We start from the raw sequence: 25,001 nt of genomic DNA, 5'->3' as shown, positions 1-25,001 counted from the left end.
TCATCACCGGTCGTTGCCCAACGGGAGGTCGCAATGAGCGTTGTTCAAGTTAACGAAAGTCAGCTTCACGAAAAGCTGACCAAATGCATGTCAGGTGAGCGGGTGCTGATCGACCACGATGGCAACCGTTTTAGCGCGCGCATTCAACAGGCCGATACGAAAGGCGTCAGGGTCATTCCCGAGGCACTCATCAAAAGCGCACAAGGCGCTTCTGATGAGATCGAGGGATTGACGCTCCCCTACCAGGACGTGTGGGAGCTCGAGGTCAAGGGTGTGGTCTATAGCCGCATCGGCGAGCCCACCGAGCGTAGCGCCTGACCCCGTCTTCAAACGACTCTTATAAAACGACTGCACGCCTTTGGGCGTGCAGTCGTCGTTTAAACTACCGAACATGGCTTGAGGCGTTTAAAAGCTCAGACAGATCTTGCCGAAGTGTTGGCCGGACTCCTGGTGGCGAAAGGCATCACCAATCTCTTCAAGGCCGAATTCACGATCGATAATCGGGCGCAAATGCGAGGCTTCGATGGCGCGAATCATCTCGAGCTGATCCCGGCGGCTGCCCACGATCAGCCCCTTGAGCGTGGCCTGCTTGGCCATCAGCTTGGCGGTGGGAATATCGCCTTCGCGTCCGGTCAGAATGCCGATCAGCGCCATGTGACCACCGATTTTCACCGCGTCGATCGACTGAGGCAGCGTTTTCGGTCCGCCCACCTCGACGATGTGATCGACCCCTTCACCGCCGGTGAGCTCCTTGACTTTCTTGCCCCACTCCGGCGTTTTTTGATAGTTGATCACGTGCTCGGCGCCGAGCGCCTTGAGCTTTTCGAGCTTCTCGTCGGACGACGACGTGGCGATGACCCGCGCGCCCATCATTTTGGCGAACTGCAGCGCGAAAATGGACACCCCGCCGGTGCCGAGCACCAGCACGGTGTCGCCAGCCTTGAGGCCGCCATCGACCACCAGCGCCCGCCAGGCGGTCAGCCCTGCGGTGGTTAATGTTGCCGCCTCTGCATGGCTATAGCCTTCGGGCTGATGGGTGAACCAGGTGGCCGGGCGTGTGATCTGCTCACGGGCGTAGCCGTCCACGCCGTCGCCTGGCGTGGTGCGAAAATCGCCCACCCGCGCCGGGCCTTCCAGCCAAGTGGGGAAGAATGTCGACACGACCCGGTCGCCGACCGCGAATTCGGTCACGCCCTCGCCCACCGCCTCGACGACGCCGGCGCCATCGGACATCGGAATACGCCCGTCATCCGTCGGGATCATGCCCGCGACCACTGCGTAGTCGTGAAAGTTGAGCGAGCTTGCGTGAATGCGCACGAGAATTTCACCCGCGCCGGGCGCGTTTGGAGCCTCACGCTCGAAAACGCCGAGCTGGTCGAGCCCGCCGGGCGCCTTCAAGGTAACGGTACGGTTGGACATACACTCCTCCTGATTCATCCATTAATCAACTGGTCTACTGCGCTTACGTCACGTTAGCAGACGAATCCGCATCCGACACGTCCAGCCCCAAAAATCCGCCGGACTGGCGCTGCCAAAGACTCGCGTAGATGCCGCCTTTGGCCAGCAGTTCCTGATGGGTGCCGCTTTCGACCATTTCGCCGCCGTCGACCACGATCAAACGGTCGAGCATGGCGATCGTCGAGAGTCGGTGGGCGATGGCGATCACCGTCTTGCCCTCCATCAGCGCGTCGAGCTGCTCCTGAATCGCCGCCTCCACTTCGGAATCGAGCGCCGAGGTCGCTTCGTCCAGCACCAGAATCGGCGCGTTTTTCAAAAGCACACGGGCGATGGCGATGCGCTGGCGCTGCCCACCGGAGAGCTTGACCCCGCGCTCGCCCACGTGGGCATCCAGCCCGCGCCGGCCGTGCGGGTCGACCAGCTCCTGCAAAAAGCCGTCGGCGTGCGCCCGGCACACCGCTTGCCAGACGTCTTCGTCGCTGGCATCAGGGCTTCCGTAGCGGATGTTGTCTCGAAGCGAGCGGTGCAGAAGTGACGTATCCTGGGTCACCATGCCAATCTGGTGGCGAAGCGAGGTTTGGGTCACGTCGCTAATGTCCTGGCCATCGATCAGGATGCGCCCGCCCTGCAAGTCGTAAAAGCGCAGCAGCAGGTTGGCAAGCGTGGACTTGCCCGCCCCTGAACGGCCGATCAGGCCGATTTTCTCACCGGGCTTGATCGTCAGGTCGAAGCCGTCGAACACGGTGCGGTGCTCGCCTTTGGCCTGGGTGTAGTGAAAGGTGAGCGCATCAAAAACGATTTCGCCGCGAGGAACATTGAGCGGCGGCGCCCCCGGGGCGTCCTGAATGCTCGGCGCCTGGGCGATGGTGTTCATGCCATCCTGCACGGTGCCGATGTTCTCGAACAGCCCGGCGACTTCCCACAAAATCCAGTCGGACATGAAGCGAATGCGCATCACCAGCGCAATGGCGATCGCCAGCACGCCAAGCGAAATCGCCTCGACGTACCAGGCACTGATCGCCATGCCGGCGATGCCGACCAGCAGCAGCGTATTGAGCAGCGTCAAACAGACGCTCATCACCGTCACCAGGCGCATCTGACGGTGCACCGTGGTGAGAAACCCCTCCATCGCGTCTTTCGCGTAGCGCTGCTCACGCAGGGTGTCGGCAAAGAGCTTGATGGTTTGAATGTTGCTGTAGCTATCCACCACGCGCCCGGTCATCTCGGCACGGGCGTCCGCCTGGGCCATGGAGACGTCGCGAAGCCGAGGCACGAAGTAGCGCATGATGCCCAGATACCCAATGAGCCAAAGCCCCAGCGGCAGCAAAAGCCAGGGGTCGGCGCGGCCGAGCAGAAACGCTGCACCGGTGAAATAGACCAGCGCGTAGACCATCAGGTCCATCACCTTGGTGACCGTTTCGCGGATGGCAAGGGCAGTTTGCATCACCTTTTGCGACACGCGCCCGGCGAACTCGTCCTGATAGAACGCCAGGCTTTGGCTCAACATGTGGCGATGCGATAGCCAGCGACCGATCATCGGGTAGTTGCCGAAAATGCTTTGATGGGTGATCAGCGACTGCAGCAGCACCAGAAGCGGCAGCCCGACGACGACCAGAAGCCCCACGCCCATCAGCCAGCTACCGTTTTGCTGCCAGAAGCCTTCGCGTTCGACCTGCCCCAGCCAGTCGACCAGCTCGCCCATGTAGCTAAAAAAGAACACCTCCGCCGCTGACACCGCGCCGGTGACCAGCGACATGGCCAGCAACAGCGGCCAGATCGGTTTGGAGAAGTGCCAGATGAACGGCACTAGTCCCCTGGGCGGCGTGGTCATCTGCGCGTGTGGATAAGGGTTCACGCGGTTCTCAAAAAACTGAAACAGCGATTTCATAGTGCGAGCGAGCATGGAAGGTCCTTGAAACCAAAAGACAGGGGATAACAAAGCATTCAAAAGGGTAACGAAAGGCGCGACCAGGGCATGGTTCAAAATCAAAGGTTCAACGCGTGGCCTGAACAGCCTGGCACGAGATCGCAAACGCTACCGGTGCCGGGTGAGATAGCGCGCCCAGAACGGCGCGATGATCATCAGGGTGATCATGCGCAGCAGATGGTGAAAGGCGACGAACACCGGGTCGATGTCGAGCGCCACGGCGAGAATGGCGATTTCGCCGATACCGCCCGGCGCCAGCGCCAGAATCGCGACGTCCCGCCCGACCCCAAGAAACTGATGAATCGCCTCGGCAAAAAGCGCCAGCACCATAAGCGCCAAAAGGGTGGCCACGCCGGATTGCCACAGGTAGCGCGAGAGCTGGCGCCCGGTCATGCCCCTGAAGCGTGAGCCGATGGCGCTGCCCAGCACCCAGAGCATCAGGTTCATGCCCCAGCCAGGTAGCGCAAGGCTTGCGATATCGAACCCCGATAGCACTGCGGCCACCAGTAGCGGTGCCAGCAGCGCGGCGCTTGGCAGGCGCAGCCAGCGCCCCAGGGGCAGCACGAGCGGAATCAGCAGCAGCATCCAGCCGCTTTCAAACGCGGTGCCTGGCGGCGTGGGGCTTGCGCCCTCGCCGCTCGCGACCCAGAAAAACGCGGGTAGGAAGAGAATCACCAGTACCACGCGAAGCGACTGGGCGACGGCGATGCGCTGCGGGTCGCCGCCGCAGCGGTCGCCCAGTAGAATCATCGCCGTCATCGCCCCAGGGGCGGCGCTGAACCAGGCGCTGGTCGCGTCGAACCCGCAGCGCCGGTACCAGGCGGCCGCGGCGGCGGTGGAGGCCGCCACACCCGCCAGCAAAAGCGCCGCCGAGATCGGCCAATCACCCACGCGGTGGGCAAGCTGCGGCGTGACCTGGCTTCCAAGTACTAGCCCCATCACCGCCAGAAACACGCTGCGCAGGCGCTCGGGCACGGCCACATGCACGTTGTTACAGGAAAGCAGCAGATTCGCCACCAGCGGCCCGAGCATCCAGGCCAGCGGCAAACCGATCAGTTGAAATACCGTTCCGCCGACTGCGCCGGCGCCCAGCGAGGTCAAAAGCCCTCTGGCCGTGCGGTTGGTTGGTATTACCTTCAAACGGATACCCCGGGCGCCTCGCGCCGTTTCTTAACCTGCTAATGAGCTCTGGCGCTTAGCATAGCATCAGAGCAATCAGGCGAGGTTAGTACGGGTAGCCGTCATCATCGTCGTCGTCTCTGAGCCGCGCCTGGCGCTCGGCCTCTTCTTCTTTTGCGTCGTCGATCACGTCCAGAAGTTCGTCGACGTTGGCGCTTCTGGTGTCGAACTCGAAGTGGCCGGTGAGTTTGCTCTCCGGGGTGAGCTTGCCGGCCTCGAAAAGCGCCCACATCTCCTTGCCGTAGTGGGTGGCCAGAAGCGAAGGCGCGTAGCGGCCAAAGTAGGCGCGCATGTTGTTCACGTCACGCTCGAGCATGGCGGCGGCGCTGTTGTTGCCCGCGGCGTCCACCGCCTGGGGCAGGTCGATGATCACCGGGCCGCTTGCGTCGACCAGCACGTTGAACTCGGACAAATCGCCGTGAACGAGCCCGGCGCAGAGCATACGCACTACGTCACCGATCACCTTGTCGTGGTAGGCGAGCGCCTGGGCTTCAGAAAGCGTCACGTCGCCAAGGCGTGGCGCTACGTCGCCTTCGGCGTCCGTGATCATCTCCATCAACAGCACGCCGTCGACGAAGCCGTAGGGGGTGGGCACACGCACGCCGGCGCCCGCCAGCCGATAGAGCGCGTCGACCTCGGCGGTGAGCCAGGCCTGCTCCTGCTCTTTTTGCCCGTAACGGGTCTTTTTCGCCATGGCCCGGGCCCGGCGGCTGTTGCGCTCCTTGCGCCCCTCCTGATACTGGACGGCCTGCTTGAAACTTCGCTGGCTCGCCTCCTTGAACACCTTGGCGCAGCGCTTTTCACCGCTGGATCGAACGACGTACACCTGCGCTTCCTTGCCGCTCATCAGCTGCATCAACACCTCGTCGACGAGGCCGTCGTCGACCAGTGGCTGTAATCGTTTGGGTATCTTCATGGCCTCTGACGGTCACTCCTGATGGCGAATGCGTGAAGCGGTGAATGCACGTGAAAACGGTACACGGTTCAAATTCGGCGCACGCGAAAGGCGCGGCCCTTGAGCTTGTCGCGCGAAAGCTTACCCAGCGCCTGGTCGACCACGCCCCGCTCGACGGCCACGAACGCGCTTCTCGCCTGCACCTTGATGCTGCCGACCTGGTCGCCGCGAATGCCGCCCTCGCCGGTCAAGGCGCCGAGAATGTCTCCCGGGCGCAGCTTGTCCTTTTTGCCGCCATTTAGCTGAAGCGTGGCCATCGCCGCGGTAAACGGCGTGCGGCGAGCGGGTCTGGGCAGCGGTTCGACCGTGAGCGGCTCATTGAGATAGTCGCTCAAACGCTCCAGCCGGTAGCGCTCCTCCGGGGCGATGAGCGTAGCCGCGACGCCGCTTTCCCCGGCCCGGCCGGTGCGCCCGACGCGGTGAACGTGGGCGCCCTGCTCGCGGGCGAGCTGATAGTTGAACACGGCGTCGAGTTTGGCGATATCGAGCCCGCGCGCTGCCACGTCGGTGGCCACCAGAATGGAGACGCTCTGATTGGCGAAGGTCACCAACAGCCGGTCGCGCTCCTTTTGCTCCAGGTCGCCGTGCAGCGCCACGGCGCTAAAGCCATGCGCCGAAAGGGCTTCGGCGACCTCGTCGGTTTCGCGTTTGGTATTACAAAACACGACGCTGGAGGTCGGCCGGTAGTGCAGCAGCAGATCCTCGAGCCCGGCCAGACGCGCCTGCTCGCTTTGTACGGCGAAAAAGTGCTGCTCGATGGTAGCGGCGTCGTGGCCATCTTCGATGGCGACGCTGACGTAGTCCGTCAGCACCCCGCGGGTCATCTCGAAAAGCTCGCCGCCTTCGTTATCGTCCGGGAAGGTCGCGCTGAAGAGAAGCGTCTGGCGCGCTTTAGGGGTTTGACGAATGATCGCGTCGATCGCCGGGCGAAAGCCCATGTCGAGCATGCGATCGGCTTCGTCGAGCACCAGGGTTTCGAGAGCATCGAGGCTTAGCGAGCCCTTTCGCAGGTGCTCGTCGATACGCCCGGGCGTGCCCACCACGATATGGGCACCGTGCTCGAGCGAGCCGATTTGCGGGCCCAGGGGGGCGCCGCCGCAAAGAGTGAGCACCTTGACGTTGGGCAGCGCCCGGGCCAGCTTTCGAATCGACTCGGCGACCTGATCGGCAAGCTCCCGGGTCGGGCAGAGCACCAGCGCCTGAACGTGCGAGCGTTCACGCATGAGCTTGGCCAAAAGCGCCAGCCCGAACGCCGCTGTCTTGCCCGAGCCGGTCTTCGCCTGGCCGAGCACGTCGCGGCCTTCGAGCATGGGCGGAAGGCTCTGAGCCTGAATCGGCGTCATCTCGTGATAGCCAAGTGAGGCGAGATTGTCGGTGAGCGCAGAAGGCAGCGCCAGAGAGGCGAAAGAGGTATCGGCCACGAATATTTCCTGAAAAAAAGAGGCGACGGCGCCGGTCACTGCCAAGCGCCGTCGCTGGTGCGCATAACGCGCACGATACCAGAAAGCGGCTCGCTTTGCGCCGACCTCACACCGCTAGCGGCGCAAAGCGCGCCTGACCCAGCGCGGCCAGCGCCTGGGGCGCCAGCTCGATTTCGAGCCCCCGACGCCCGGCGCTGACGAAAATGGACTCAAACGCGCGGGCGCTTTCATCGACGTACAGCGCCAGGCGCTTTTTCTGCCCCAGCGGGCTCACGCCGCCCAGCACGTAGCCTGTGGCGCGCTCGACGGCGTCGACCTTCGCCATGGCCGCTTTCTTCGCCCCCGCCGCGCGGGCGATCTGCTTGAGCCCCAGCTGGTGGGTGACCGGTACCACGCCCACCGCCAGCGTCTTGCCGTCGAGCTCGACGACCAGCGTCTTGAACACCCGCGACGGATCGACGTCGAGCTTTTCGGCGGCTTCCAGCCCGTAGGAGGGGGCGCCGCTTTCGTGGCTGTACTCGTGCACGGTAAAGGCGATACCCGCCCGTTTGGCGGTATTGATGGCTGGCGTCATGGCGCTTTCCTTGCATTGTTTCGGCAGGCGTTCGAGAAGTGACTAAACTTTAGCAAAGCGTCATGGAAAAGATAAACGCCTCCCAGTCATCAGCAAACACGCACCAGGAAAACAAGCGTCAGGAGAAAGAGATGCCGGCAAAATCGAAGGCTCAGCAAAAGGCCGCAGGGGCCGCCCTTGCCGCCAAGCGCGGCGAGACCAACGTGAGCGAGCTTACAGGCTCGTCAAAGGAGATGTATGACTCGATGAGCGAGAAGGAGCTCGAGGAGTTCGCCAGCACTCAACGCAAGGGCAAGCCTGAGAAAAAAGGCGATGACTAGGCACGCGGTGCGTTCAACCAGCGCGCAATCAAAACGCCCGGCATCGATGCCGGGCGTTGTGTGCAAAGGCTGACTTTTTACTGGCAGGGCACGACCTTGCGCAGCGTGTCCTTGGCCCACAGGTTCTGACCATCCGGGGTGCGGCCCTGCTCGTTCCAGCGCTCGGTGGTTTCCAGGCAATACGAGCCCATATCCTCGGTGCGCGGGTCGGCGCTCGAGGGGCGCTCGCCGCCAACGCGCATGACGTCGGTATTGGTCGAGGTGTAGCGCGGAGCGACGGTGGTGCTGGCACAGCCCGCGACCAGCGTAGTGGCGACCAGCAAAGCGATAAAGCGGCCGAGTAGCATGTTTCAAACCCTCAAAATCCGGCCCGATTGCCGGTAGCGCTAGATACCACCCGCGCACCGCGGCGTCAACGCTTTTTGCCGGGCTCAGGTGATGAGCGTAATGCTGGTCACCGGCCGCAGCTGGCGGCGGTGGCAGTGGCGCGCCACGCTTTCGACGATAGCCTCGGCGTCATCGATCTGCGCCTTTTCGAGCTGAATGTCGACCATCAAAAAGTTGCCTACCCGCGCCAGGCGAACGTCGCTCTCCTCGACCGCGAAATCCGCCACGCCCACGGCGAGCTCCTCGCGCATGCCACCGCCGGGCTCGCCGAACATGAGCTCTTTCAGCGCCCCGCGAATCATCCGCACCGGCATGGGCAAGAAGTAGGCGACGATCAGAAGCACCATGGCCGGGTCGGCGAAGCGCGCCCAGGCGGCAAAGGGCGAGAGCGTCAGCAGGTAGGTCGCAAAGAAGCCGATCAGCACCGCCGCGGAGAGCCAGGTATCCATCTGCCACTGTTTGAGTTCGGCGGCCATGAGCGAGGAGTGGCGCCCGCGGGCGTAGTGCGCCAGCCGCCACCAGGTGAACAGACAACCGAGCACGTTGAAGGCGCCGAACCCCAGCGCCAAATCGAGCGTGACGAGCCGCCCGCCCTGATAGAGACTCCAGAGCGCCGACACCAGCGAAAATAGACACACCAGCGCGATCACCACCCCCTTCAACAGCACCGCCAGCGGCTCGACGGTCAGCCGACCGAAGGGGTAGCGCTCGTCGGCCGGCTTTTGCGCGTGGCTGAGCGCGACCAGCGACAGCGTCGCCAGCACCAAACTCAGTAGCGAGTAGCCGCTGTCGAACAGGATGGTGATGGAGCCAGAAGACAAGCCGATGAAGAGCCCGATGAAGGCGAACAGCGAGGCAGAGAGCGCCGAAAACTTGAGCGCGCGGCGCTCGATCGTTGACGATGACACGCAGAAAACATCCGTGGGAAGAGGAAAGGTAGGCCATAATAGGCGCCCAAACCGCTTTCCACCAATCGCTCACCGCCAACTTTTTTGGCGCTGGAGGCCTTGTGCGTATCGAACAGGTTCAGGCGTTCATCGAGGTTGCCGAGCAGCGCTCCTTCGCCGGCGCCGCCCGCCATACCGGTGCCAAGCGCAGCACGCTGAGCGCCATGGTAAGCGCGCTGGAGGATCACCTGGGCGTGGCGCTTTTCGAGCGCTCCGGCAATAGCCTTACGCTCTCCCCGATGGGCGAGAGCATTCTGCCGGATTGCTATCGCCTTTTGACCAGCGCTTCGCGCATCGACAAGTACTGCCAGCAGCATAGCCTGGGTGTGGAGAGTCAGCTCTGCATTGCCCGCGACGACGCCCTGCCCGAGGCGTTCTGGCAAGGCGTGATGCACGACATCAAAACGCGCTTTCCACTCACGGCGGTCTCGGTCTATCTCGCCCCGCCCCAGACCCACCAGACGCTGATCGCGCGCCAAACGGTGGATATCGCCTTCGGCCTTTATAGCGTCCAGGCGCTGCCCCACTACGCCAGACGCCTGGCGCCGGTCGACATGCGTTTGGTGGCCGCGCCGCACCACCCCTTGAGCCGGCTGCCCAGCGTGCAGCGCGACGATCTTGCCCAGTACACCCAGATTTGCCTGAGCCACCTTCAGGACGACCGGCTGGTGAGCGAGGCGCTGTTCTCCGCCAACTATCTGGGCGTGACGATGTTCGAGCTGATGCGCGACGCCGTGATCCAAGGCACTGGTTGGGCGCTTCTGCCCGCCCCGCTCATACGTCACGCGCTCGATGCCGGCACGCTTAGCCGCTTGCCCCACGAGCTTGCGCTCGAAAGCTACCACTACCGCTCGCTGGTGAGCGGCCCCCAGGGGCCGGTGGCGAGCGCGCTGCTTGGCCGGCTCACCCGGTTTTTGGCCCACCAGGAGTGAGCGCGGTTTCGTTGAAATGCGTGATTGGCGAAAAGTGGCGTTGCCCACCACGCTATAGAAAACCACAGAGGAGAGCGATGACACTCTAGAGCGTAGAACACGGGCAGTGTCATGCGTGCGTCAAAAAGCCCTGCCAGTGTCGATGTTGCCGTCCACCAAGGAGCGACTTCCACGATGGTCAAACTCGATAAGAAAGCCAAACGGCTTTATGTGCTCGACACCAACGTTCTGATTCACGACCCCGCGGCTCTGTACCATTTCGAAGAGCACGATGTGGTCATCCCCATGACCGTCCTCGAGGAGCTGGACAAGCACAAAAACGGCATTCGCGAAATCGCCCGTACGGCGCGCCAGGTCAGCCGCACGCTGTCGGATCTCACAAGCCAGGTTACTTTCAAGGAAGTTCAGTACGGCGTTCCCATCCCCAGGCTTTCCGGCGAAAGCGGCCGGCTCCATTTTCTCTGCTACAGCGATTTGAAGCTTCTCAACGAAGTCAGCGACACCCCGGACAACCGCATACTGGCCGAGACCTGTAGGCTTCGTGACGAGAACCCGGACGCCTCGGTCATCCTGATCACCAAGGACATCAACCTTCGCATCAAGGCCGCCGCACTCAAGGTGCCGGTGGAGGATTACCACAACGATCGCGCCTTCTCCGACAGCGACGCCATGATCGAGGGCGCCAGCGTCTACCAGCACGCGGCAAGCGAAGGCACCACCCTTTGGGAGACACTCAACGTCGAGGTCGACGTCGAGCGCACCGGCCATCACACCTTCTACCACCTCAAGGGCGACATGCCCGTGGCGTGGCACACCGGCATGCTGGTCAGCGATAGCGAAAACGGCGCCGAGTTCGAGGCGATCGTGCGCGAACTGGGCCCTGAGAGCGCCACTCTCCAGCTTTTGACCAACTACCGCCACCACTCGGGCGTTTGGGGCGTGCATGCCCACGACAGCCGCCAGAACTTCACGCTGAATTTGCTCATGGACCCGGAGATCGACCTGGTCACCATTGCCGGCAACGCCGGCACTGGCAAAACCTACATGACGCTCGCCGCGGCCTTCCAGCAAACGCTCGACACCAAACAGTTCGAGCGTATCGTGTTCACCCGCGCGCCGATCCCCATGGGCGAGGACATTGGCTTTCTACCGGGCACCGAGGAGGAGAAAATGTCGCCCTGGATGGGAGCCTTTCACGACAACATGGACAACCTGTTGCGCAACGACGATGGCGAATCGAGCTGGGACAACGGGGCTACCCGTCAGTTGATCGGCTCGCGGGTTCAGATCCGCTCGCCAGGCTTCATGCGCGGGCGCACCCTCAACGACACCTTCCTGATCATCGACGAGGCGCAGAACTTCACCCCCAAGCAACTCAAGTCGCTGGTGACCCGCGCCGGGCGCAACACCAAGATCGTCTGCCTGGGCAACGTCGGCCAGATCGACACACCGTACCTCACCGCCAATACGTGCGGTCTGGCCGCCGTGGTCGAACGCTTTAGAGACTGGCCCCACGCCGGCCACATCACGCTCAAGGGCGTCGAGCGTTCGCGCCTGGCGCTGGCCGCCGAAGAGCTTTTGTAAGCTCTTCCATCAATCTCTTTCATCACCTCCCACTCGCGCCGCCAACGGCGGCGCGGCTAGCGGGTATCCGGCGCGTTCTCATCCTTCTCTTCGTCACCCATGGGGTTGGGCACGCCCACGGTGTCCGCGGCGAAGGCCTCTCGCTCACCCAGCGGGCGCGAACGCCCGACAGTGGTATCCTTCACGGTCTGGCGCTCCAGCTCGCAGTTGAGCTCGGCGCCGAACAGCACTAAAAACGCCGACATCCAGAACCACATCATCATGGCGACTACCGCCCCCAGCGAGCCGTAGACTTCGCTGAAGGTGGTGAAGTGGCCCACATAGAGCGACAGCGCCGCCGAGCCCAGAAGCCAGGTAAGCGTAGCGAACAGCGTGCCGTAGTTGAGCCACTCCCAGCGCGGCTTTCGCCGATAGGGCGCAAAGCGGTAAAGCAGCGTGATCAGAAAACTGGTGATGATCAAAAGCGCCGGCCAGCGCAGCCAGTTGATGAGGTTGTTCAGCGGCGCGTCGATGGCGAGCGACTCCACCGCCATCGGAATCAGCGCGATGAAGCCAAGCGAAATCAGCGTCATCGCGATCAGCCCGAAGGTGAGCAGGGTCAACAGCACCGTGCGGCGTAGAAAAGGGCGCTTCTCGCTTTCGCCGTAAACGACGTTAAGCCCTACCACCAGCACCGCCACCCCCTTGGAGGCGATGAGCATGGCGATGGCAAGCCCGATCATCGCGGCCATGAAGTTGCCCGCTTCGGTGTTTTCGATCACCTGCTCGGCCTGCTGGTCGATCAAATTCGCCGCGTCCGGCGGCATGAAGCGACTGATCTCGTAAAGCTGCTGGGCTGCTTCCAGCGGGTCAAATAGAAGTCCCCAAAGCGAGATGACCGCCGCGATGGTGGGAAACAGCGCCAACAGCGCGTAGAAAGCGGTGCCTGCGGCCAACATGGTCAGGCGGTTGCGCCGCGCCGCGCGCACCACGCGCCAGCACACGTCCAGAAGCCCGGGCGTGGGAATCTCCTCCGGCGTTTGCGCTCGGCGCCCGCGCGGGCTCTTCTGCGGTGTCTCGCTCATTGGCTTCCCTCCCAAATCAGTAGCAGCGCCAGCACCACCGCCAGCGCCATCATCAGCCCGCTGCCGTGTCGGCGCATCCATCGCTCCCCTTCAAGCGCATGATTCAAGCGCGCCATCACGAAACGCTCGAGCACCAGCGCGCGGGCAACGCTCGAGCGCTTCACGCGTTTTGCCCGCCGCGCTACCCCCCGGCAAAGCGCGACCAGCCACTTCGCGATCTTTCGATACGGCCACCACAAATCCCCTGCCGGCAGCGTCGGCGCGCTTAAAGCGCGGGCAATCACCACGCCAACGACCACCAAAACGATCCCGGCAGGCAGCGGCCATACCAGGGATGTGAGCGACGACAGCGCCGGCACGTGCACGCTCTGATCCGGCAGTGGCAGCCACCAGGGCGCGGTGAGGGCGGCCAGAATCGCCAGTGACCAGCCGGCGAGCTGCCAGGCGTCGCTGTCGCCGGTGTCGCGGTCCTGCCACTGGCGCCATACACACACGCTGACCAGCGCCGTCGTGCCCACCGCCGCCCACGTCAGCAGGAGCACGATATAGTGATGCCCGCCCTCCTCCAGAACGTGCTTGACGCTGTACTTGCTGATCACCCCTGCGCCGAAGGCACCGGTCAGCGACAGCGCCGGCAGCGCCAGCACACTCCACAAGAGTGCGGTGGGCAGGCGCGGCCTGTGCTCGCTCACGCTGGTGCCCAAAAACAGCGCGCCCTTCGCCAGCGCATGGTGGCCGGCAAACAGCGCAATGCCCGGCAGCAGTGCCGGCCAAAGTGTCGGGTCGAGCAGCCCCACCGCCACCAGCGTGGTCATCATGCCCATCTGGCTGATGCTCGAGTAGGCCAGCACCGCCTTCGGGTGGCGCTGGCCCACCCCGTAAAGCGCCGCGCCAAAGGCAGCGGCGAAACCGGCCACCAGCATCACGTTGCCCAGCGTCGTAAACGCCGGGGCCAACCCCTCCATGCCTAGCGGAAGTAGCATCAGCCAGCCCAGAAGCCCGGCCTTGATCATCGCCCCACTCAGCACCGCGCTTGCCGGCGCCGGTGCCACCGGATGGGCCAGCGGCAGCCAGACGTGAAGTCCGATCACCCCGGCCTTGACGCCAAAGCCCAGCCACAGAACAAGCGCCATCCACACGCCCTCGGGGGCGGCGGCGATCGCCTCGCGCACGCCCTCGAGCGTGGTCGCCTCGCCGCTGCCCGCCGCCCATAAAAGCCCGCCGAGGATCAGAGCTTCACCGATCACCGCCAGCACGATATAGGCGTGCGCCCCGCGTTTGGCCGCGTCGCTTTGCTCGTGCAGCACCAGCGCGTAGGCGGCGAAGGTCATCAGCGCAAAACCGAAATAGAAGCTTGCGATGTCCTGCGAGAGGATCAAAAACGCGTTGCCCAGAAACGTCAGCGGCCAGAACAGCGTGAAGCGCAAAAGCCTATAGTGTTCGCCGTCGTCGCCCAGGCGGGCACGCGCCGCCGCGCGCTTGAAGTAGCCCCGGGCGTGAAGCGCCGCCAGACTCCACAAAAGCGCGGTGAAACCAAGCCAGACGCGGCCGAGCGTGTCGAGTGCCCACTGCCCGCCGAGCAGCCAGGCCTGCCACTCCCACGCTCCTTCGCCAATGAGCGCAAGCAACAGGGAAGGCCAGGCGGCGCTGAGCCACCAAAGCGAAAACAAGCGCCGCGCCTTGGGCGGGCGAAACATCTGCCGAACCACGTTCAGCGCCGCGCAAAGCGGCCATAAAAACGCGACCAACAGCAGCGGGGTCATGGCAGATACTCCCCGACCGCAACGCGGGTCGCCCAGTCCAGCGGGCTAAAGGGCAGTCCCGCCAAAAGCCCGGCCAGAAGGCTCACCGTCGCGGTAAACACCGCCGGCCACAAGAGCCATCCATGGGTCTCCAGGCGCCCCAGGCGCTGCTCGCTCGGCCACTCGCCCACCCCGTGAGCCGGCCCCTGGCAGAACCAGAGCCGGTAAACGATTGGCAGGAAGTAGAGCGCGTTGAGCACGCTGCTGAGTACCAGCACCGCCACGACCCAGAGCATCTGCGCCTCGATGGCGCCGATGCCCAGATACCACTTGGTGATGAAGCCGGCGGTCGGCGGCAGGCCCACCATACCGAGTGCGCTCAGGGTGAACGCGATACTGGTCAGCGGCATACGCCGCCCGGCCCCGTTCATCTCGTCGATGCGGTGAATGCCGAGCTCCTCGGCGTAGCTGCCGGCGCAGAAAAAGAGCGTCACCTTCATCAACCCCTGGTGCAGCAGGTGGGCCAGCGCCCCGATGGTGCCGAAAGGCCCGACCAGGCACGCCCCGAGCACGATGTAGGAGACCTGGCTGATGGTCGAAAAGGCAAGCCTTGGCTTGAGTTCGGCCTGGGTGATCGCCCGCAGCGACCCGTACAGGATGGTAAAAGCCGCCAGCGCCGCAAGCCAAGTGGTCACGCCGAGCTCGACGCTAAGCTCGATGCCGTACAAATCATAGATGATGCGCAGAATGCCGAAGGCGCCGGCCTTGACCACGGCGACGGCGTGCAACAGCGCGCTGACCGGCGCCGGCGCGACCATCGCCCGGGGCAGCCAGCCGTGCAGCGGCACGATCGCCGCCTTGACCGCCAGCCCGCCGACCAGCAGCGCGAAAATGAGCATCAAAAGCCCGCGGTGATCGCCCAGGTAGCGATCAAGCCCCTGTTCTGATGCAAACGACTGATCGCCGGTCAGGCTGTAAAGCAGCACCACGCCGAGCAGTACCACCACGCCGGCGCTGAGCGTATAGCGCAGATACACCCGCCCTGCCGCCAGCGCCTTGGGCGTGCCGGCGTGGGCGACCAGCGGGTAGGTCGAGAGCGTGAGCATTTCGTAGAAGATCAGGAAGGTGAACAGATTGCCCGCCAGCGCGATCCCGAGCGTACTGGTCACACAAAGGCTAAAGAAGCCAAAAAAGCGCTTGCGATTCGCCGCGCCCTCGAGATACCCGATGGCATAGACGGTGGTGCAGAGCCACAGTATTGATGAGAGCCCGGCGAACATGACGCCCAGCGCATCGGCGCGCAGCACGAAGTCGATGCCGCCGATGATCTGAAAACTAAAGGTATCCTCGAAGCCCAGGGAGACCCGCCAGACCATCAGCACTACCAGCGCCACCTTGCACGCCGCCGCGGCGAGGTTGATCACGGTGCGCGCCGACCGCGCAGTTTCCGGCAGCGAAAAGATCGTGATCGCGGCGAAAAGCGATACCAAAAGCGCGGCGAGCGGCAGCCAGGCCATGTCGTTCATTTCGTTCATGCGCCCGCTCCATGCAAAAGCCCCAGGGGAAGATGCGCCAGAAGCCCCAGCGAGAGCGCGGCGAGCGCCAGAATCAGCGCTATCGCATCCATGCCCGGCGCCAATGGGCGGTAGTCGTGGCGCGGTGCGGTTTCATCGAAGGAGTAGCGAAACACTCGAAAGACGTAGGCCGCGGTCAGCAGCGTTCCCGCTAGAAGTGCCGCCGCCGAGGTCCACTGGCTTTCCAGTACCATGGCATGAAGAAGCAGCCACTTGGCGGTGAACCCGGCGCTGGGCGGCAGCCCCATCAGCGTGATCGAGGCGATCCCGAAGGTGAGTAGCGACAGCGGCAGTCGCCGGCTGGTCCCGGCGAGCCCTTTCAGCGAGCTTTCGCCGGTGGCGAGAATCAGGTTGCCTGCCGCCAGAAACATCGCCGCCTTGGCAAGTCCATGGCCGATCAGCATCAGCCAGAACCCCTGCCAGCCAAGCGCCCGGGGAATCGGCGCGACGTCCGGCCCGAGCAGCAGCGGAAAGGCCACCATCAGATAGCCAAGCTGTGCCACCGTCGAGGAGGCGACAAGGGTTTTCAGCGAGTCTGCTCGCCAGGCGATCAGCCCGCCCCAGACGATCGCAAGCGCCCCAAGCCAGGCCACCAGCCGCGGCGCCCAAAAGGTATCCGGGAGCAAGATGCTCCAAAGCATGATGAGAATGTAGAGCGAGCCCTTGATCACCAGCCCCGCGTGCAGCGCGCTTACCGGTGTCCAGGCGCTCTGGTGAACCGGGCTCAACCAGGCGTGCAGCGGAAACAGCGCCGCCTTCAAGGCAAGTCCCGCACCCAGAAGCGCCGCCGCCACCCAGGTAACGAGGCCAGGCTCGACGACCCTGGAAAGCGCAAGCAGCTCAAGCTCGCCCCACTGCCCCAGAATCAGCGCCACCCCCATCAGGTACGTGAGCGAACCGACCAGTGTCAGCATCAGATAGCGCATGCCCGCCTCGAGGGCATCGGGCTTGCCGGACAAGAGCAGCATGGCCACCGCCGACAGCCCGAGCGTTTCGAGCGCCGCGTAGAGCGTCAAAAGATCCGCCGCGAGCCATAAAAGCGATAGCGCGCTGATCAGCCCTCCCATCAGCGGCCACAGCCAGCGCTCGCCGGCACCCGACTCGGTCAGGCGAAAATGCCCCGGGGCATAAAGCGCCGCCGCCGCGCCCACACACTGGGTGACGAGCAGCAGCAGCGCCCCGAGGCCGTTCATGCGAAGCGACAGCGTCACGCCCACCACCTCGGCCTGCCAGCGCAAAAGCCCCGCCTGCTGAACATCGCGCAAAAGCCAGAGCCCGGCAACCACGACCAGAGCGCTCACCAACAGCACCGGCCAGCCGCGTTTGGGAGGGTAAAGTACCGCGGCAAGACCCGCCGCCAGCGGCAGCACCAGCGCGCACAAAAGTGCCCAGTGGCTAAGCGCCAGCGGCGAAAACGTGCTGTCGAACAGTCCAAAGCGCCAGGTCATGAGGGGCTCCCCGCACCGGGGGTATCTTCCTCGCCCGCCTCGTCTTCATGGGAGTGTAGATGGCGAATCAACAAGGCCCCCAACAGCGAGCCGAACCAGGCGATGACAAGCCCAACGCCGACCAGGGCCTGGGCGCCTTCCTCGGTGCCGGCAAGCCCGGTCATCAGCAAAAATACGCCAGAGCCCAGCACGTTGAAGGCGAGCAGCCGGCGCAAGCGGTGGCGGTGAAGCGCAAACGCACCCATGGCGGTGCCGACCATCAGCACCGCCACGATCATCAGCGGGTGCTCAGAAAGCGAGTAGGCCATGCCGGGCACGACAAGGCGAATCACCGCGCCGATCATTACACACCAGGCAAGGGTCAGCGCGGCGCGGGCGAAGCGGTGACTGACTGGCCCCTGAAAGGTATCGACGTGGTGGCTTTCACGCTGAAAAGCGCGCCAGGAAAATCCATGGGTAAAAGCGCCCAGGGCATAAAAAAGCGCCGTACCAGTGAGCAGCACGCCGAGTACAAGTTCCAACAGCGCAAGCCAGGGCGCGCCCAGCCACCACCAGGCCAGCGTCATGGCAAGCGAAAATGCGAGGAACGCGCAGGTAGCGCGCGCCACGTGGCGGTCGAACAGACAAACGAGCGCGGCGAGCGCCAGACACGCGGCCAGCCCCGCTTCCCACAGATCGATGGACGCTAACATAGGCCTCGCTGATTCCCTGCTCGGCTGGAAAAGAACCACTTTGCCTGCGTTTCAAACGCTTGTCGAACGGGGACACGCCGGTTTTTCGCCCGTCACACGGTCGCCGGTCGACGAAGGACTAGCCAAGCCTCGCCTGCAGCCACTTGCCGATATCGTTGACCTGCTGCGGACAGAGCGCGTGGGCCATGGGGTACTGACGATAGTTGACGCTGTAGCCCTTCTCCTTGAGCCGATCAGCGCCGGCGCGGCCGAGGGTTTCCGGCACCACCGGGTCGAAATTGCCGTGGTGCACCTCGACGGGAATGGCGGCGTTGGCCTCGGCAAAGGCAATGCTCTCGCCAGTGGCCAGATAGGTCGACATCGCCAGAAGCCCGCCCAGCGGGGCCTCGAAGGTGAGTGCGGCCTGATAGGCGACCGCCCCGCCCTGGGAGAAACCCGCCACGATGATACGGCGGCTATCCATGCCCTGGTCGATCTGCTCCTGAATCAGCGCCTGAATGCGCTCGGCGGAGCGTTTGAGCTGTGCCTCGTCCACCCGGCGGCCAAGATCCATCGCCAGAATATCGTACCAGGCGGGCATCACCATGCCGCCGTTGACGGTGACGGCCAAGCGCGGCGCGTGGGGCATGATGAAGCGCACGTTCATATCCTTTGATAACCCCATCGCCGGAATCAAGGGCTCGAAGTCGTGACCGTCCGCGCCGAGGCCGTGAATGATGAACACGCAGGCATCCGCCGGCTGGCCATTTTTGGGCTCGATGATCAGTTCACCCGGCTCTGACATAACGCGATCTCCTCGTAAACAAAAGCGACACCCTAGCGCAAAGTGATCGTGACGGCGAGCGCTAGAAAGGCCACACCAGCGGGATCAACGCCACGGCGATCGCCCCGGTCAGCACGTTGAGCCCGCCACCGACCTTGAGAAAGTCGCTGATGCGATAGCCACCGGGCCCATAGACCATGAGATTGGTCTGATAGCCGATCGGGGTCAGAAAGCTCGCCGAGGCGGCGAACATGATGGTCACCACGTAAGGCATCACGTTCACGCCCAGACTTTCAGCGGCGGCGGTCACCACCGGGAAGATGATCACCGCCGCGGCGTTGTTGGTCACAAGCTCGGTGAGAAGCGCCACCACGCAGTAGGTGCCCAGAAGCAGAAGCCAGGGGCTTCCCGCCACCATCGAGAGCACGCCGCCGGCGAGCACGTCCGCCGCCCCGGAGGCCTGAAGCGCCCCGCCCACTCCAAACGAGGCGGCGATGGTCAAAAGCACCTGGGTGTCGAGGCCGCGCTTGGCCCCGGCCACCGAACAGCAGCCGGTCAAAAGTGCCAGTGCGGCGCCGAGCATCGCCGCGTTGAGCATACTCATCACGCCCACGGCGGCCAGCAGCACCGCGCCGATCAGGATACCCCAGGCCAGCGGCGCCTTTTCATGCACCGGGCGGGCGGCGCCATTGAGCTCGCTGATAAGAAGAAAATCACGGGATTCGCGGTGGCGCTCGATGAACGGCGGGCGCGCCTCGAGCAGCAGCACGTCCGACGACTGCAGCCGCACCTGACCCAGGTTACCGGTGACCCGCTCGCCGCCGCGGCAAATCGCTAGCACCGCCGCCCCATAAAGTGTGCGAAAGCGCCCGTCGCGGATGCGCTGGCCGATGAACTGGCACTGGTGTGACACCACTGCCTCGACCAGCCGGCGCTCCTTGAACTCCTTCTCTAGGTTCGAGCCCCGTTCGCTCGACGGCACCAGCCCGCGGATCTGCTGTAATTCGACGGCGGCGTCGCTGGTGCCGGTAAACACCAGCCGGTCGCCGCCCTTGAGCCGCTCGCCGGGGCCGACCACGCTGACCACGTTACCGGCCCGCTCGATCTCGACCAGAAAGAGCTCCTGCAAATGCCGAAGCCCTGCCTCTTCCACGGTGCGATCGACCAGCACGCCGCCGGGGTCGACCTCCATCTCGATAGTGAACTCCCGGGGGTTGGCGAACGCCCGCCCCATCCCTTCGCGGTTGGGCAACAGCCTGGGCGCGACGAAAATCAGGTAGGCAAGCCCTGCCAGCGCCACGGGCAGGCCCACCCAGGCCAGATCGAAAAGGCCCATCGAAAGCTCGGGGTAGCGCTCGGTCAAAAGCCCATAGACCACGAGGTTCGTGCTGGTGCCAAAAAGCGTGACGGTACCGCCGAGAATCGAGGCGAAGCTTAGCGGCATCAACAGCCGCTGCGGCGAGCGGCGAATGCGCCGGCTCCAGCTCATGACCGCGGGAATGTAGGTCGCCATGACCGGGGTGTTGTTCAAGAACGCGCTCAAGGAGGCGACCGGCAACACCAGCCGCGAGAGCGCTCGCCGCTCGGTGGCGGGGGTGCCGAGCACGTGGCGAATGATGAGATCGATGCCACCGGTTTCACGAATGCCCGCCACCAGCACGTACATGAAGGCCACGGTGAAAAGCCCGGAATTGGAGAACCCGCCTAGCGCCTGGCCTGGGTCGATCACGCCCAGGGTGAGCAGCACTACCACCGCGCCCATCAGGATAATATCCGGCCCCAGCCGGGAGAGCGCCATCAACGGAAATACCGTTAGTACGACCCCGATCGCAATCCAAGCATCCAATGACATGACGCGCGCCTTAAAAAAAGAAACGTGCTCATTGTGCCGCCTGCCAGATATTCCAAAAAGCTATTTTTAGGAACACATTTATTCGATAAAAGAATATAAAGAGATCATTCGCGCCGCTCACTTCATGTAGCTACTCAAAAATGAGAGGTGGCGTGATTACAAAATCGATGAAAAGCGCCGAGCGCCTGGGAGAAAAGCCCGCTAAGCTCCTAAAAGCGGCCGTTACCAAAAATATCAAAGGCTAACCTTTCTTTACATTATGGATAAGCGGTACCTGAATCGTACGTGGTGGTCGGCCGGACTGTTTCGTCATTACGGGAGAAGACCGCATGGAAACGCAGCATATCTTCGTCGTCGGGCTCAACGACTTTAACCACGAGCGCTTGAAGCGCCTGCGAGGCGCCGAGCACTTCGAGTTTCATGGCGTCATCGAGCCCGCCGAGGTCTACGACACCGAGGTGTTTCCGATCGCGTCCATGGTCGAGCGCGCAAGCGAAACGCTTTCGAACTTCGAGCACGATATCGACGCCATCGTTGGCTACATGGATTTTCCCGTCTCGACCATGCTGCCGCTTTTGTGCGACCGCTTTAACACCCGCACCACGAGCCTGGAGAGCCTTTTGAAGTGCGAGCACAAGTATTGGAGCCGGTGCTGTCAGCGTGAGGTGATCGGCAACTTCATCCCCCGTTTTACCGCCTTCGACCCCTTCGACGACCAGGCGCTGTCGGAAATCGGCCGCGCCGGGCTCTATTTTCCGTTCTTCATCAAGCCGATCAAGTCATCTGGCTCCCGACTTGGCTTTCGCATCGACAGCCCGGAAGATTTCGAATCCGCGATCAAGGCGCTCAGACGTGATATCGGGCTGATTTCCGAGCCATTCAACTTCATTCTCGAGCAGGCCGAGATACCCGAGGAGGTGCGCCGGGTCGACGGCGGCTTCTGCATGGCCGAGGAGATCATCGGCGGCTGGCAGTGCACCGTGGAAGGCTACGTGTTCGAGGGCAAGGTGGTGCCCTACGGCATCGTCGATTCGCTTCGCTACCCGCGGGTGCTGAGCTTTCTCTACTACCACTACCCCTCCACCCTGCCGGAGAAGATTCAGGACAAGATGCGCGAGCTGACCACGATGCTGCTGTCGCATATCGGTTACGACAACGCCGCCTTCAACGTGGAGTTTTTCTGGGACGAAGTTCAAAACCGCATCTGGCTTTTGGAGGTCAACACGCGCATTTCGCAGTCTCACTGCGACCTTTTCGAAAAAGTCGACGGCGTCAGCCACCAGCAGGTCACCATCGACCTGGCGCTGGGCCAAACGCCGAACATGCCTCATCGCGAAGGCACTTATCCGGTAGCCGGCAAGTTCTTCTACCGCGTCTTTTTCGATGACGCCACCGTCGCCCGCGTGCCCTCGAAAGAGGAGATCAAGGCGCTGGAAGAGGCTTACCCGGGCACGCTGATCGATCTGCAGGTGGCGCCTGGCCAGCGGCTCTCAACGCTTCCCGAGCAGGACGCCTACAGCTACGCGCTCGCCTACATCTGGATGGGGGCGCCCACCAGCGAGGTGCTGGAGAAAAACTACCGCAACCTGGCCGAGCGGCTTCACTTCGAATTCAGCGACGTGATCGGCTAAGCGACACGTTCGCTTTCAAGCCCATATTCGCTTTCAAGGCCATATTCGCTTTCAAGGAGAGTGCTTATGCAGATCGTGGATGACTTGCCCCGCCGCGTCTTCGAGGAGGAGACCTGGATCGAGATGAGTGACGGCACGCGCCTGGCCGTGCGCATCTGGCGCCCGGAGGATTCCGACACCGACCCGGTGCCCGCCATCGTCGAATACCTGCCCTACCGCAAGCGCGATTTGACCGCCCAGCGCGATGCCGGCATGCACCGCTATTGGGCTGGCCACGGCTACGCCGGCGTGCGGGTGGACATTCGCGGCACCGGCGAGTCCGACGGCGTGCTGGTTGATGAGTACCTGCCCCAGGAGCTCGACGACGGCGTCGAGATTCTTGCCTGGCTCGGCCGCCAGACCTGGTGTACCGGAAGCGCGGGGATGGTGGGGATTTCCTGGGGCGGCTTCAACGGGCTGCAGATCGCCGCGCGCCAGCCGCCGGAGTTGAAAGCGATCATTACCATCTGCTCCACCGACGACCGCTACGCCGACGATGTCCATCACATGGGCGGCTGCATGCTGGTGGACAACCTTTCCTGGGCCTCGACCATGTTCGACGGCAACGCCTGCCCGCCGGATCCGGCGCTGGTCGGCGAGCGCTGGCGCGAGATGTGGCTCGAGCGCCTGGCCGGAAGCGGGCTGTGGCTCAAGCAGTGGCTCGAGCACCAGCGCCGCGACGACTACTGGAAGCACGGCTCGGTGTGCGAGGATTTTGGCGCCATCACGTGCCCGGTCTACGCCATCAGCGGCTGGGCGGACGGCTACTGCAACGCGGTGTTCAGGCTGATGGAAGGGCTCGACGTGCCGCGCAAGGGGCTCATCGGCCCCTGGTCGCACAAGTACCCGCACCTGGGCGTGCCCGGCCCCGCCATCGGCTTTTTGCAGGATGCGCTGCGCTGGTGGGACTACTGGCTCAAGGGCATCGACAACACCATCATGGACGAACCCATGCTGCGGGTCTGGATGCAGGAGTCGGCGCCGCCTTCCACCCGTTACGACCACCGCCCGGGGCGCTGGGTCGCCGAGCCCGGCTGGCCCTCGCGCCATATCGTCCCCCAACACTTCAGGCTCACCGCCGGCCACGACCTGCTGGCCGAAGACGACGAATCAAACGGCAGCGCAAGCGGTGCGGCCGAGGCGCCAATGACGCTGCGCTCGTCGCTATCGGTCGGGCTTCACGCCGGCAAGTGGTGCTCCTACAACGCGCCGCCGGATCTCCCCCACGACCAGCGCGACGAGGACGGCGGCTCGCTGATCTTTCAGACCGCGCGGCTGGACGCCCCACTCGAGATCTGCGGCCAGCCGGTGCTCGAGCTCGAACTCTCTTCTGACCAGCCGGTGGCGATGGTCGCGGTGCGCCTGAGCGACATTCACCTGGACGACAAGGCCACCCGCGTCTCTTTTGGGCTTCTCAACCTGACCCACCGCGACAGCGACGAGTTTCCCGAGTCTCTGGAGCCCGGCAAGCGCTACCGCGTGCGGGTCGCGCTCAAGCACATCGCTCAGCAATTCATGGCAGGCCACGCCGTTCGCGTGTCGATCTCGACGAGCTACTGGCCGATCGCCTGGCCGGCGCCGGAGCCGGTTCGCCTGACCTTCCACCCCGAGGCGTGCCGGCTGACGTTGCCCACCCGCGAGCCGCGACCACAGGAGGAAGCGGCGCTGCCCGCGTTCGAGCCGCCGGTATCGGCGCCGGGGCTTGCCACCACGGTCATCGAGACCGGCAGCGAGGTGTGGCGGGTGATTCGCGATTTGGCTACCGACGTCAACGAGGTGCTGGTGGTCAACGACGAAGGTGCCTACCGCTTCGACGACATCGATCTCGAGATCGCCGGCAAGGTGACCGAGCGCTACCGCTACGCCTATGGCGATTATCGCAGCATCGAAGGGATCACCGACTGGGAGCGCACCTTCCGCCGCGGCGACTGGATGGTGCGCACGCTGACCCACACGCGGCTCACGGCAAGCGCCGACGCCTTTCGCATTCAGGCAACCCTGGACGCCTGGGAAGGCGACACGCGGGTCTACTCGCAAAGCTGGGACGAGTCGATCCCTCGCGATCTGGTTTAGGTGGCCAAACGCCAGCCAATAAAAAACCCCGCGATAAGCGGGGTTTTTCTAGCCCGATTGCGTTAGCAAGCGGGAAACATCAGCGATTCGAAATTACAGAACCTTGATGTTGGAAGCCTGAAGGCCTTTTTTACCCTGGGTGACGTCGAAGGAAACCTTCTGGCCGTCCTGCAGAGTTTTGAAGCCGTCAGCCTGAATTTCGGAGAAGTGCGCGAACAGGTCGTCGCCATTGTCGTCCGGAGAGATGAAGCCGAAACCTTTAGTGTCGTTGAACCACTTAACGGTACCAGTTGCCATGATCGAAATCCTCGATGTAGCTTAATGAAAAGCCGGGTAATACCCGAGTTACAGTGGGTAGAACAAGAAACTTTCACCAGACTCAACGCTTGAGCGTTTCGATGCTGCTGACAACGTTCGACTTGCTAACCTACTGCTTCGA

Annotated in this window: 22 protein-coding genes; 6 read left to right on the top strand and 16 right to left on the bottom strand. The window is 63.5% G+C overall.

Features of this window, described 5'->3' with window-relative positions; translation table 11 throughout:
- The first annotated feature begins 33 nt into the window (after positions 1-33).
- Positions 34-318: a hypothetical protein gene (locus RN346_RS04975; RefSeq protein WP_263584715.1), complete on the top strand. Its 285-nt coding sequence runs from the start codon at positions 34-36 to the stop codon at positions 316-318.
- 87 nt (positions 319-405) lie between these two features.
- Here the strand turns inward: RN346_RS04975 and RN346_RS04970 are convergent, their stop codons facing one another.
- From RN346_RS04970 to ybaK, 6 genes are all read right to left on the bottom strand, one after another.
- The gene (locus tag RN346_RS04970; RefSeq protein WP_263584716.1) at positions 406-1,419 is read right to left on the bottom strand and encodes an NAD(P)-dependent alcohol dehydrogenase; all 1,014 of its coding nucleotides are present in this window, start codon (positions 1,417-1,419) and stop codon (positions 406-408) included.
- Between the two features lie 43 nt (positions 1,420-1,462).
- A complete protein-coding gene (locus tag RN346_RS04965) occupies positions 1,463-3,361 on the bottom strand; it encodes an ABC transporter ATP-binding protein (protein WP_263584717.1) in 1,899 nt (632 codons plus the stop codon).
- A gap of 132 nt (positions 3,362-3,493) precedes the next feature.
- Positions 3,494-4,525 (bottom strand): AbrB family transcriptional regulator, encoded by a 1,032-nt coding sequence (locus RN346_RS04960; protein ID WP_311962333.1) that lies wholly within the window; start codon positions 4,523-4,525, stop codon positions 3,494-3,496.
- 85 nt (positions 4,526-4,610) lie between these two features.
- Positions 4,611-5,480 (bottom strand): PA4780 family RIO1-like protein kinase, encoded by an 870-nt coding sequence (locus RN346_RS04955; RefSeq protein ID WP_263584719.1) that lies wholly within the window; start codon positions 5,478-5,480, stop codon positions 4,611-4,613.
- Positions 5,481-5,548: 68 nt separating this feature from the next.
- The gene (gene dbpA, locus RN346_RS04950) at positions 5,549-6,940 is read right to left on the bottom strand and encodes an ATP-dependent RNA helicase DbpA (RefSeq protein ID WP_263584720.1); all 1,392 of its coding nucleotides are present in this window, start codon (positions 6,938-6,940) and stop codon (positions 5,549-5,551) included.
- A gap of 106 nt (positions 6,941-7,046) precedes the next feature.
- Complete coding sequence (gene ybaK / locus RN346_RS04945; protein ID WP_263584721.1) at positions 7,047-7,514, bottom strand: Cys-tRNA(Pro) deacylase; 468 nt, start codon at positions 7,512-7,514, stop codon at positions 7,047-7,049.
- Between the two features lie 131 nt (positions 7,515-7,645).
- Between ybaK and RN346_RS04940 the strand changes: the two genes are divergently transcribed.
- Complete coding sequence (locus RN346_RS04940; RefSeq protein ID WP_311960361.1) at positions 7,646-7,834, top strand: DUF3008 family protein; 189 nt, start codon at positions 7,646-7,648, stop codon at positions 7,832-7,834.
- A gap of 77 nt (positions 7,835-7,911) precedes the next feature.
- Here RN346_RS04940 and RN346_RS04935 read toward each other — a convergent pair whose 3' ends face one another.
- Both RN346_RS04935 and RN346_RS04930 read right to left on the bottom strand, forming a co-directional pair.
- Positions 7,912-8,181, bottom strand: a complete 270-nt coding sequence (locus tag RN346_RS04935) for a hypothetical protein (RefSeq protein WP_252107062.1) — start codon at positions 8,179-8,181, stop codon at positions 7,912-7,914.
- 84 nt (positions 8,182-8,265) lie between these two features.
- A complete protein-coding gene (locus RN346_RS04930) occupies positions 8,266-9,129 on the bottom strand; it encodes a cation diffusion facilitator family transporter (protein ID WP_311960360.1) in 864 nt (287 codons plus the stop codon).
- 101 nt (positions 9,130-9,230) lie between these two features.
- Between RN346_RS04930 and RN346_RS04925 the strand changes: the two genes are divergently transcribed.
- Together RN346_RS04925 and RN346_RS04920 are read left to right on the top strand one after the other, a co-directional pair.
- Positions 9,231-10,100 (top strand): LysR family transcriptional regulator, encoded by an 870-nt coding sequence (locus RN346_RS04925; RefSeq protein ID WP_311962332.1) that lies wholly within the window; start codon positions 9,231-9,233, stop codon positions 10,098-10,100.
- A 174-nt stretch (positions 10,101-10,274) separates the two neighbouring features.
- Positions 10,275-11,684, top strand: coding sequence for a PhoH family protein (locus RN346_RS04920; protein ID WP_263584728.1), 1,410 nt, complete (start codon positions 10,275-10,277; stop codon positions 11,682-11,684).
- 56 nt (positions 11,685-11,740) lie between these two features.
- On the opposite strand, the gene RN346_RS04915 is transcribed toward RN346_RS04920, so the two are convergent.
- The 7 genes from RN346_RS04915 to RN346_RS04885 form a co-directional block, all read right to left on the bottom strand.
- On the bottom strand, positions 11,741-12,748 hold the full coding sequence (locus RN346_RS04915; RefSeq protein ID WP_311962331.1) for a YihY/virulence factor BrkB family protein: 1,008 nt from the start codon (positions 12,746-12,748) through the stop codon (positions 11,741-11,743).
- Positions 12,745-14,511, bottom strand: a complete 1,767-nt coding sequence (locus tag RN346_RS04910; RefSeq protein WP_311962330.1) for a complex I subunit 5 family protein — start codon at positions 14,509-14,511, stop codon at positions 12,745-12,747. Before RN346_RS04910 ends, RN346_RS04915 begins: the two co-directional genes overlap by 4 nt.
- Positions 14,508-16,025 carry a complex I subunit 5 family protein gene (locus RN346_RS04905; protein WP_263584731.1) on the bottom strand — a complete coding sequence of 506 codons (1,518 nt, stop codon included), beginning with the start codon at positions 16,023-16,025 and terminating at the stop codon, positions 14,508-14,510. The genes RN346_RS04910 and RN346_RS04905 overlap by 4 nt, the downstream gene beginning before the upstream one ends.
- On the bottom strand, positions 16,022-17,512 hold the full coding sequence (locus RN346_RS04900) for a proton-conducting transporter membrane subunit (protein WP_311960356.1): 1,491 nt from the start codon (positions 17,510-17,512) through the stop codon (positions 16,022-16,024). The genes RN346_RS04905 and RN346_RS04900 overlap by 4 nt, the downstream gene beginning before the upstream one ends.
- A complete protein-coding gene (locus RN346_RS04895; protein WP_263584733.1) occupies positions 17,509-18,204 on the bottom strand; it encodes a hypothetical protein in 696 nt (231 codons plus the stop codon). Before RN346_RS04895 ends, RN346_RS04900 begins: the two co-directional genes overlap by 4 nt.
- Positions 18,205-18,322: 118 nt before the next feature.
- The gene (locus RN346_RS04890; RefSeq protein ID WP_263584734.1) at positions 18,323-18,988 is read right to left on the bottom strand and encodes an alpha/beta hydrolase; all 666 of its coding nucleotides are present in this window, start codon (positions 18,986-18,988) and stop codon (positions 18,323-18,325) included.
- Between the two features lie 61 nt (positions 18,989-19,049).
- Positions 19,050-20,819 (bottom strand): SLC13 family permease, encoded by a 1,770-nt coding sequence (locus tag RN346_RS04885; RefSeq protein ID WP_263584735.1) that lies wholly within the window; start codon positions 20,817-20,819, stop codon positions 19,050-19,052.
- Between the two features lie 329 nt (positions 20,820-21,148).
- Here RN346_RS04885 and RN346_RS04880 point away from each other — a divergent pair, with 329 nt between their 5' ends.
- Positions 21,149-22,450 carry an ATP-grasp domain-containing protein gene (locus tag RN346_RS04880; RefSeq protein WP_311962329.1) on the top strand — a complete coding sequence of 434 codons (1,302 nt, stop codon included), beginning with the start codon at positions 21,149-21,151 and terminating at the stop codon, positions 22,448-22,450.
- 66 nt (positions 22,451-22,516) lie between these two features.
- On the top strand, positions 22,517-24,562 hold the full coding sequence (locus tag RN346_RS04875) for a CocE/NonD family hydrolase (protein WP_311962328.1): 2,046 nt from the start codon (positions 22,517-22,519) through the stop codon (positions 24,560-24,562).
- Between the two features lie 93 nt (positions 24,563-24,655).
- Here RN346_RS04875 and RN346_RS04870 read toward each other — a convergent pair whose 3' ends face one another.
- The gene (locus RN346_RS04870; RefSeq protein ID WP_009101184.1) at positions 24,656-24,859 is read right to left on the bottom strand and encodes a cold-shock protein; all 204 of its coding nucleotides are present in this window, start codon (positions 24,857-24,859) and stop codon (positions 24,656-24,658) included.
- Positions 24,860-25,001: the final 142 nt, after the last annotated feature.

Origin of the sequence: Halomonas sp. PAMB 3232 (assembly GCF_031954225.1) — a bacterium.
In the GTDB taxonomy this organism is placed as follows: domain Bacteria; phylum Pseudomonadota; class Gammaproteobacteria; order Pseudomonadales; family Halomonadaceae; genus Vreelandella.
This window is presented reverse-complemented; position numbering and strand designations above follow the sequence as displayed.

Excerpts from the sequence above, each read along its gene's own strand:
- RN346_RS04900 (WP_311960356.1), bottom strand. The coding sequence starts at position 17,512 with ATGACCTGGCGCTTTGGACTGTTCGACAGCACGTTTTCGCCGCTGGCG.
- RN346_RS04890 (WP_263584734.1), bottom strand. The coding sequence starts at position 18,988 with ATGTCAGAGCCGGGTGAACTGATCATCGAGCCCAAAAATGGCCAGCCG.
- RN346_RS04915 (WP_311962331.1), bottom strand. The coding sequence starts at position 12,748 with ATGAGCGAGACACCGCAGAAGAGCCCGCGCGGGCGCCGAGCGCAAACG.
- ybaK (WP_263584721.1), bottom strand. The coding sequence starts at position 7,514 with ATGACGCCAGCCATCAATACCGCCAAACGGGCGGGTATCGCCTTTACC.
- RN346_RS04940 (WP_311960361.1), top strand. The coding sequence starts at position 7,646 with ATGCCGGCAAAATCGAAGGCTCAGCAAAAGGCCGCAGGGGCCGCCCTT.
- RN346_RS04935 (WP_252107062.1), bottom strand. The coding sequence starts at position 8,181 with ATGCTACTCGGCCGCTTTATCGCTTTGCTGGTCGCCACTACGCTGGTC.
- RN346_RS04920 (WP_263584728.1), top strand. The coding sequence starts at position 10,275 with ATGGTCAAACTCGATAAGAAAGCCAAACGGCTTTATGTGCTCGACACC.
- RN346_RS04955 (WP_263584719.1), bottom strand. The coding sequence starts at position 5,480 with ATGAAGATACCCAAACGATTACAGCCACTGGTCGACGACGGCCTCGTC.
- RN346_RS04870 (WP_009101184.1), bottom strand. The coding sequence starts at position 24,859 with ATGGCAACTGGTACCGTTAAGTGGTTCAACGACACTAAAGGTTTCGGC.
- RN346_RS04975 (WP_263584715.1), top strand. The coding sequence starts at position 34 with ATGAGCGTTGTTCAAGTTAACGAAAGTCAGCTTCACGAAAAGCTGACC.
- RN346_RS04910 (WP_311962330.1), bottom strand. The coding sequence starts at position 14,511 with ATGACCCCGCTGCTGTTGGTCGCGTTTTTATGGCCGCTTTGCGCGGCG.
- RN346_RS04905 (WP_263584731.1), bottom strand. The coding sequence starts at position 16,025 with ATGAACGAAATGAACGACATGGCCTGGCTGCCGCTCGCCGCGCTTTTG.
- RN346_RS04880 (WP_311962329.1), top strand. The coding sequence starts at position 21,149 with ATGGAAACGCAGCATATCTTCGTCGTCGGGCTCAACGACTTTAACCAC.
- RN346_RS04965 (WP_263584717.1), bottom strand. The coding sequence starts at position 3,361 with ATGCTCGCTCGCACTATGAAATCGCTGTTTCAGTTTTTTGAGAACCGC.
- RN346_RS04875 (WP_311962328.1), top strand. The coding sequence starts at position 22,517 with ATGCAGATCGTGGATGACTTGCCCCGCCGCGTCTTCGAGGAGGAGACC.
- RN346_RS04885 (WP_263584735.1), bottom strand. The coding sequence starts at position 20,819 with ATGTCATTGGATGCTTGGATTGCGATCGGGGTCGTACTAACGGTATTT.
- RN346_RS04970 (WP_263584716.1), bottom strand. The coding sequence starts at position 1,419 with ATGTCCAACCGTACCGTTACCTTGAAGGCGCCCGGCGGGCTCGACCAG.
- RN346_RS04895 (WP_263584733.1), bottom strand. The coding sequence starts at position 18,204 with ATGTTAGCGTCCATCGATCTGTGGGAAGCGGGGCTGGCCGCGTGTCTG.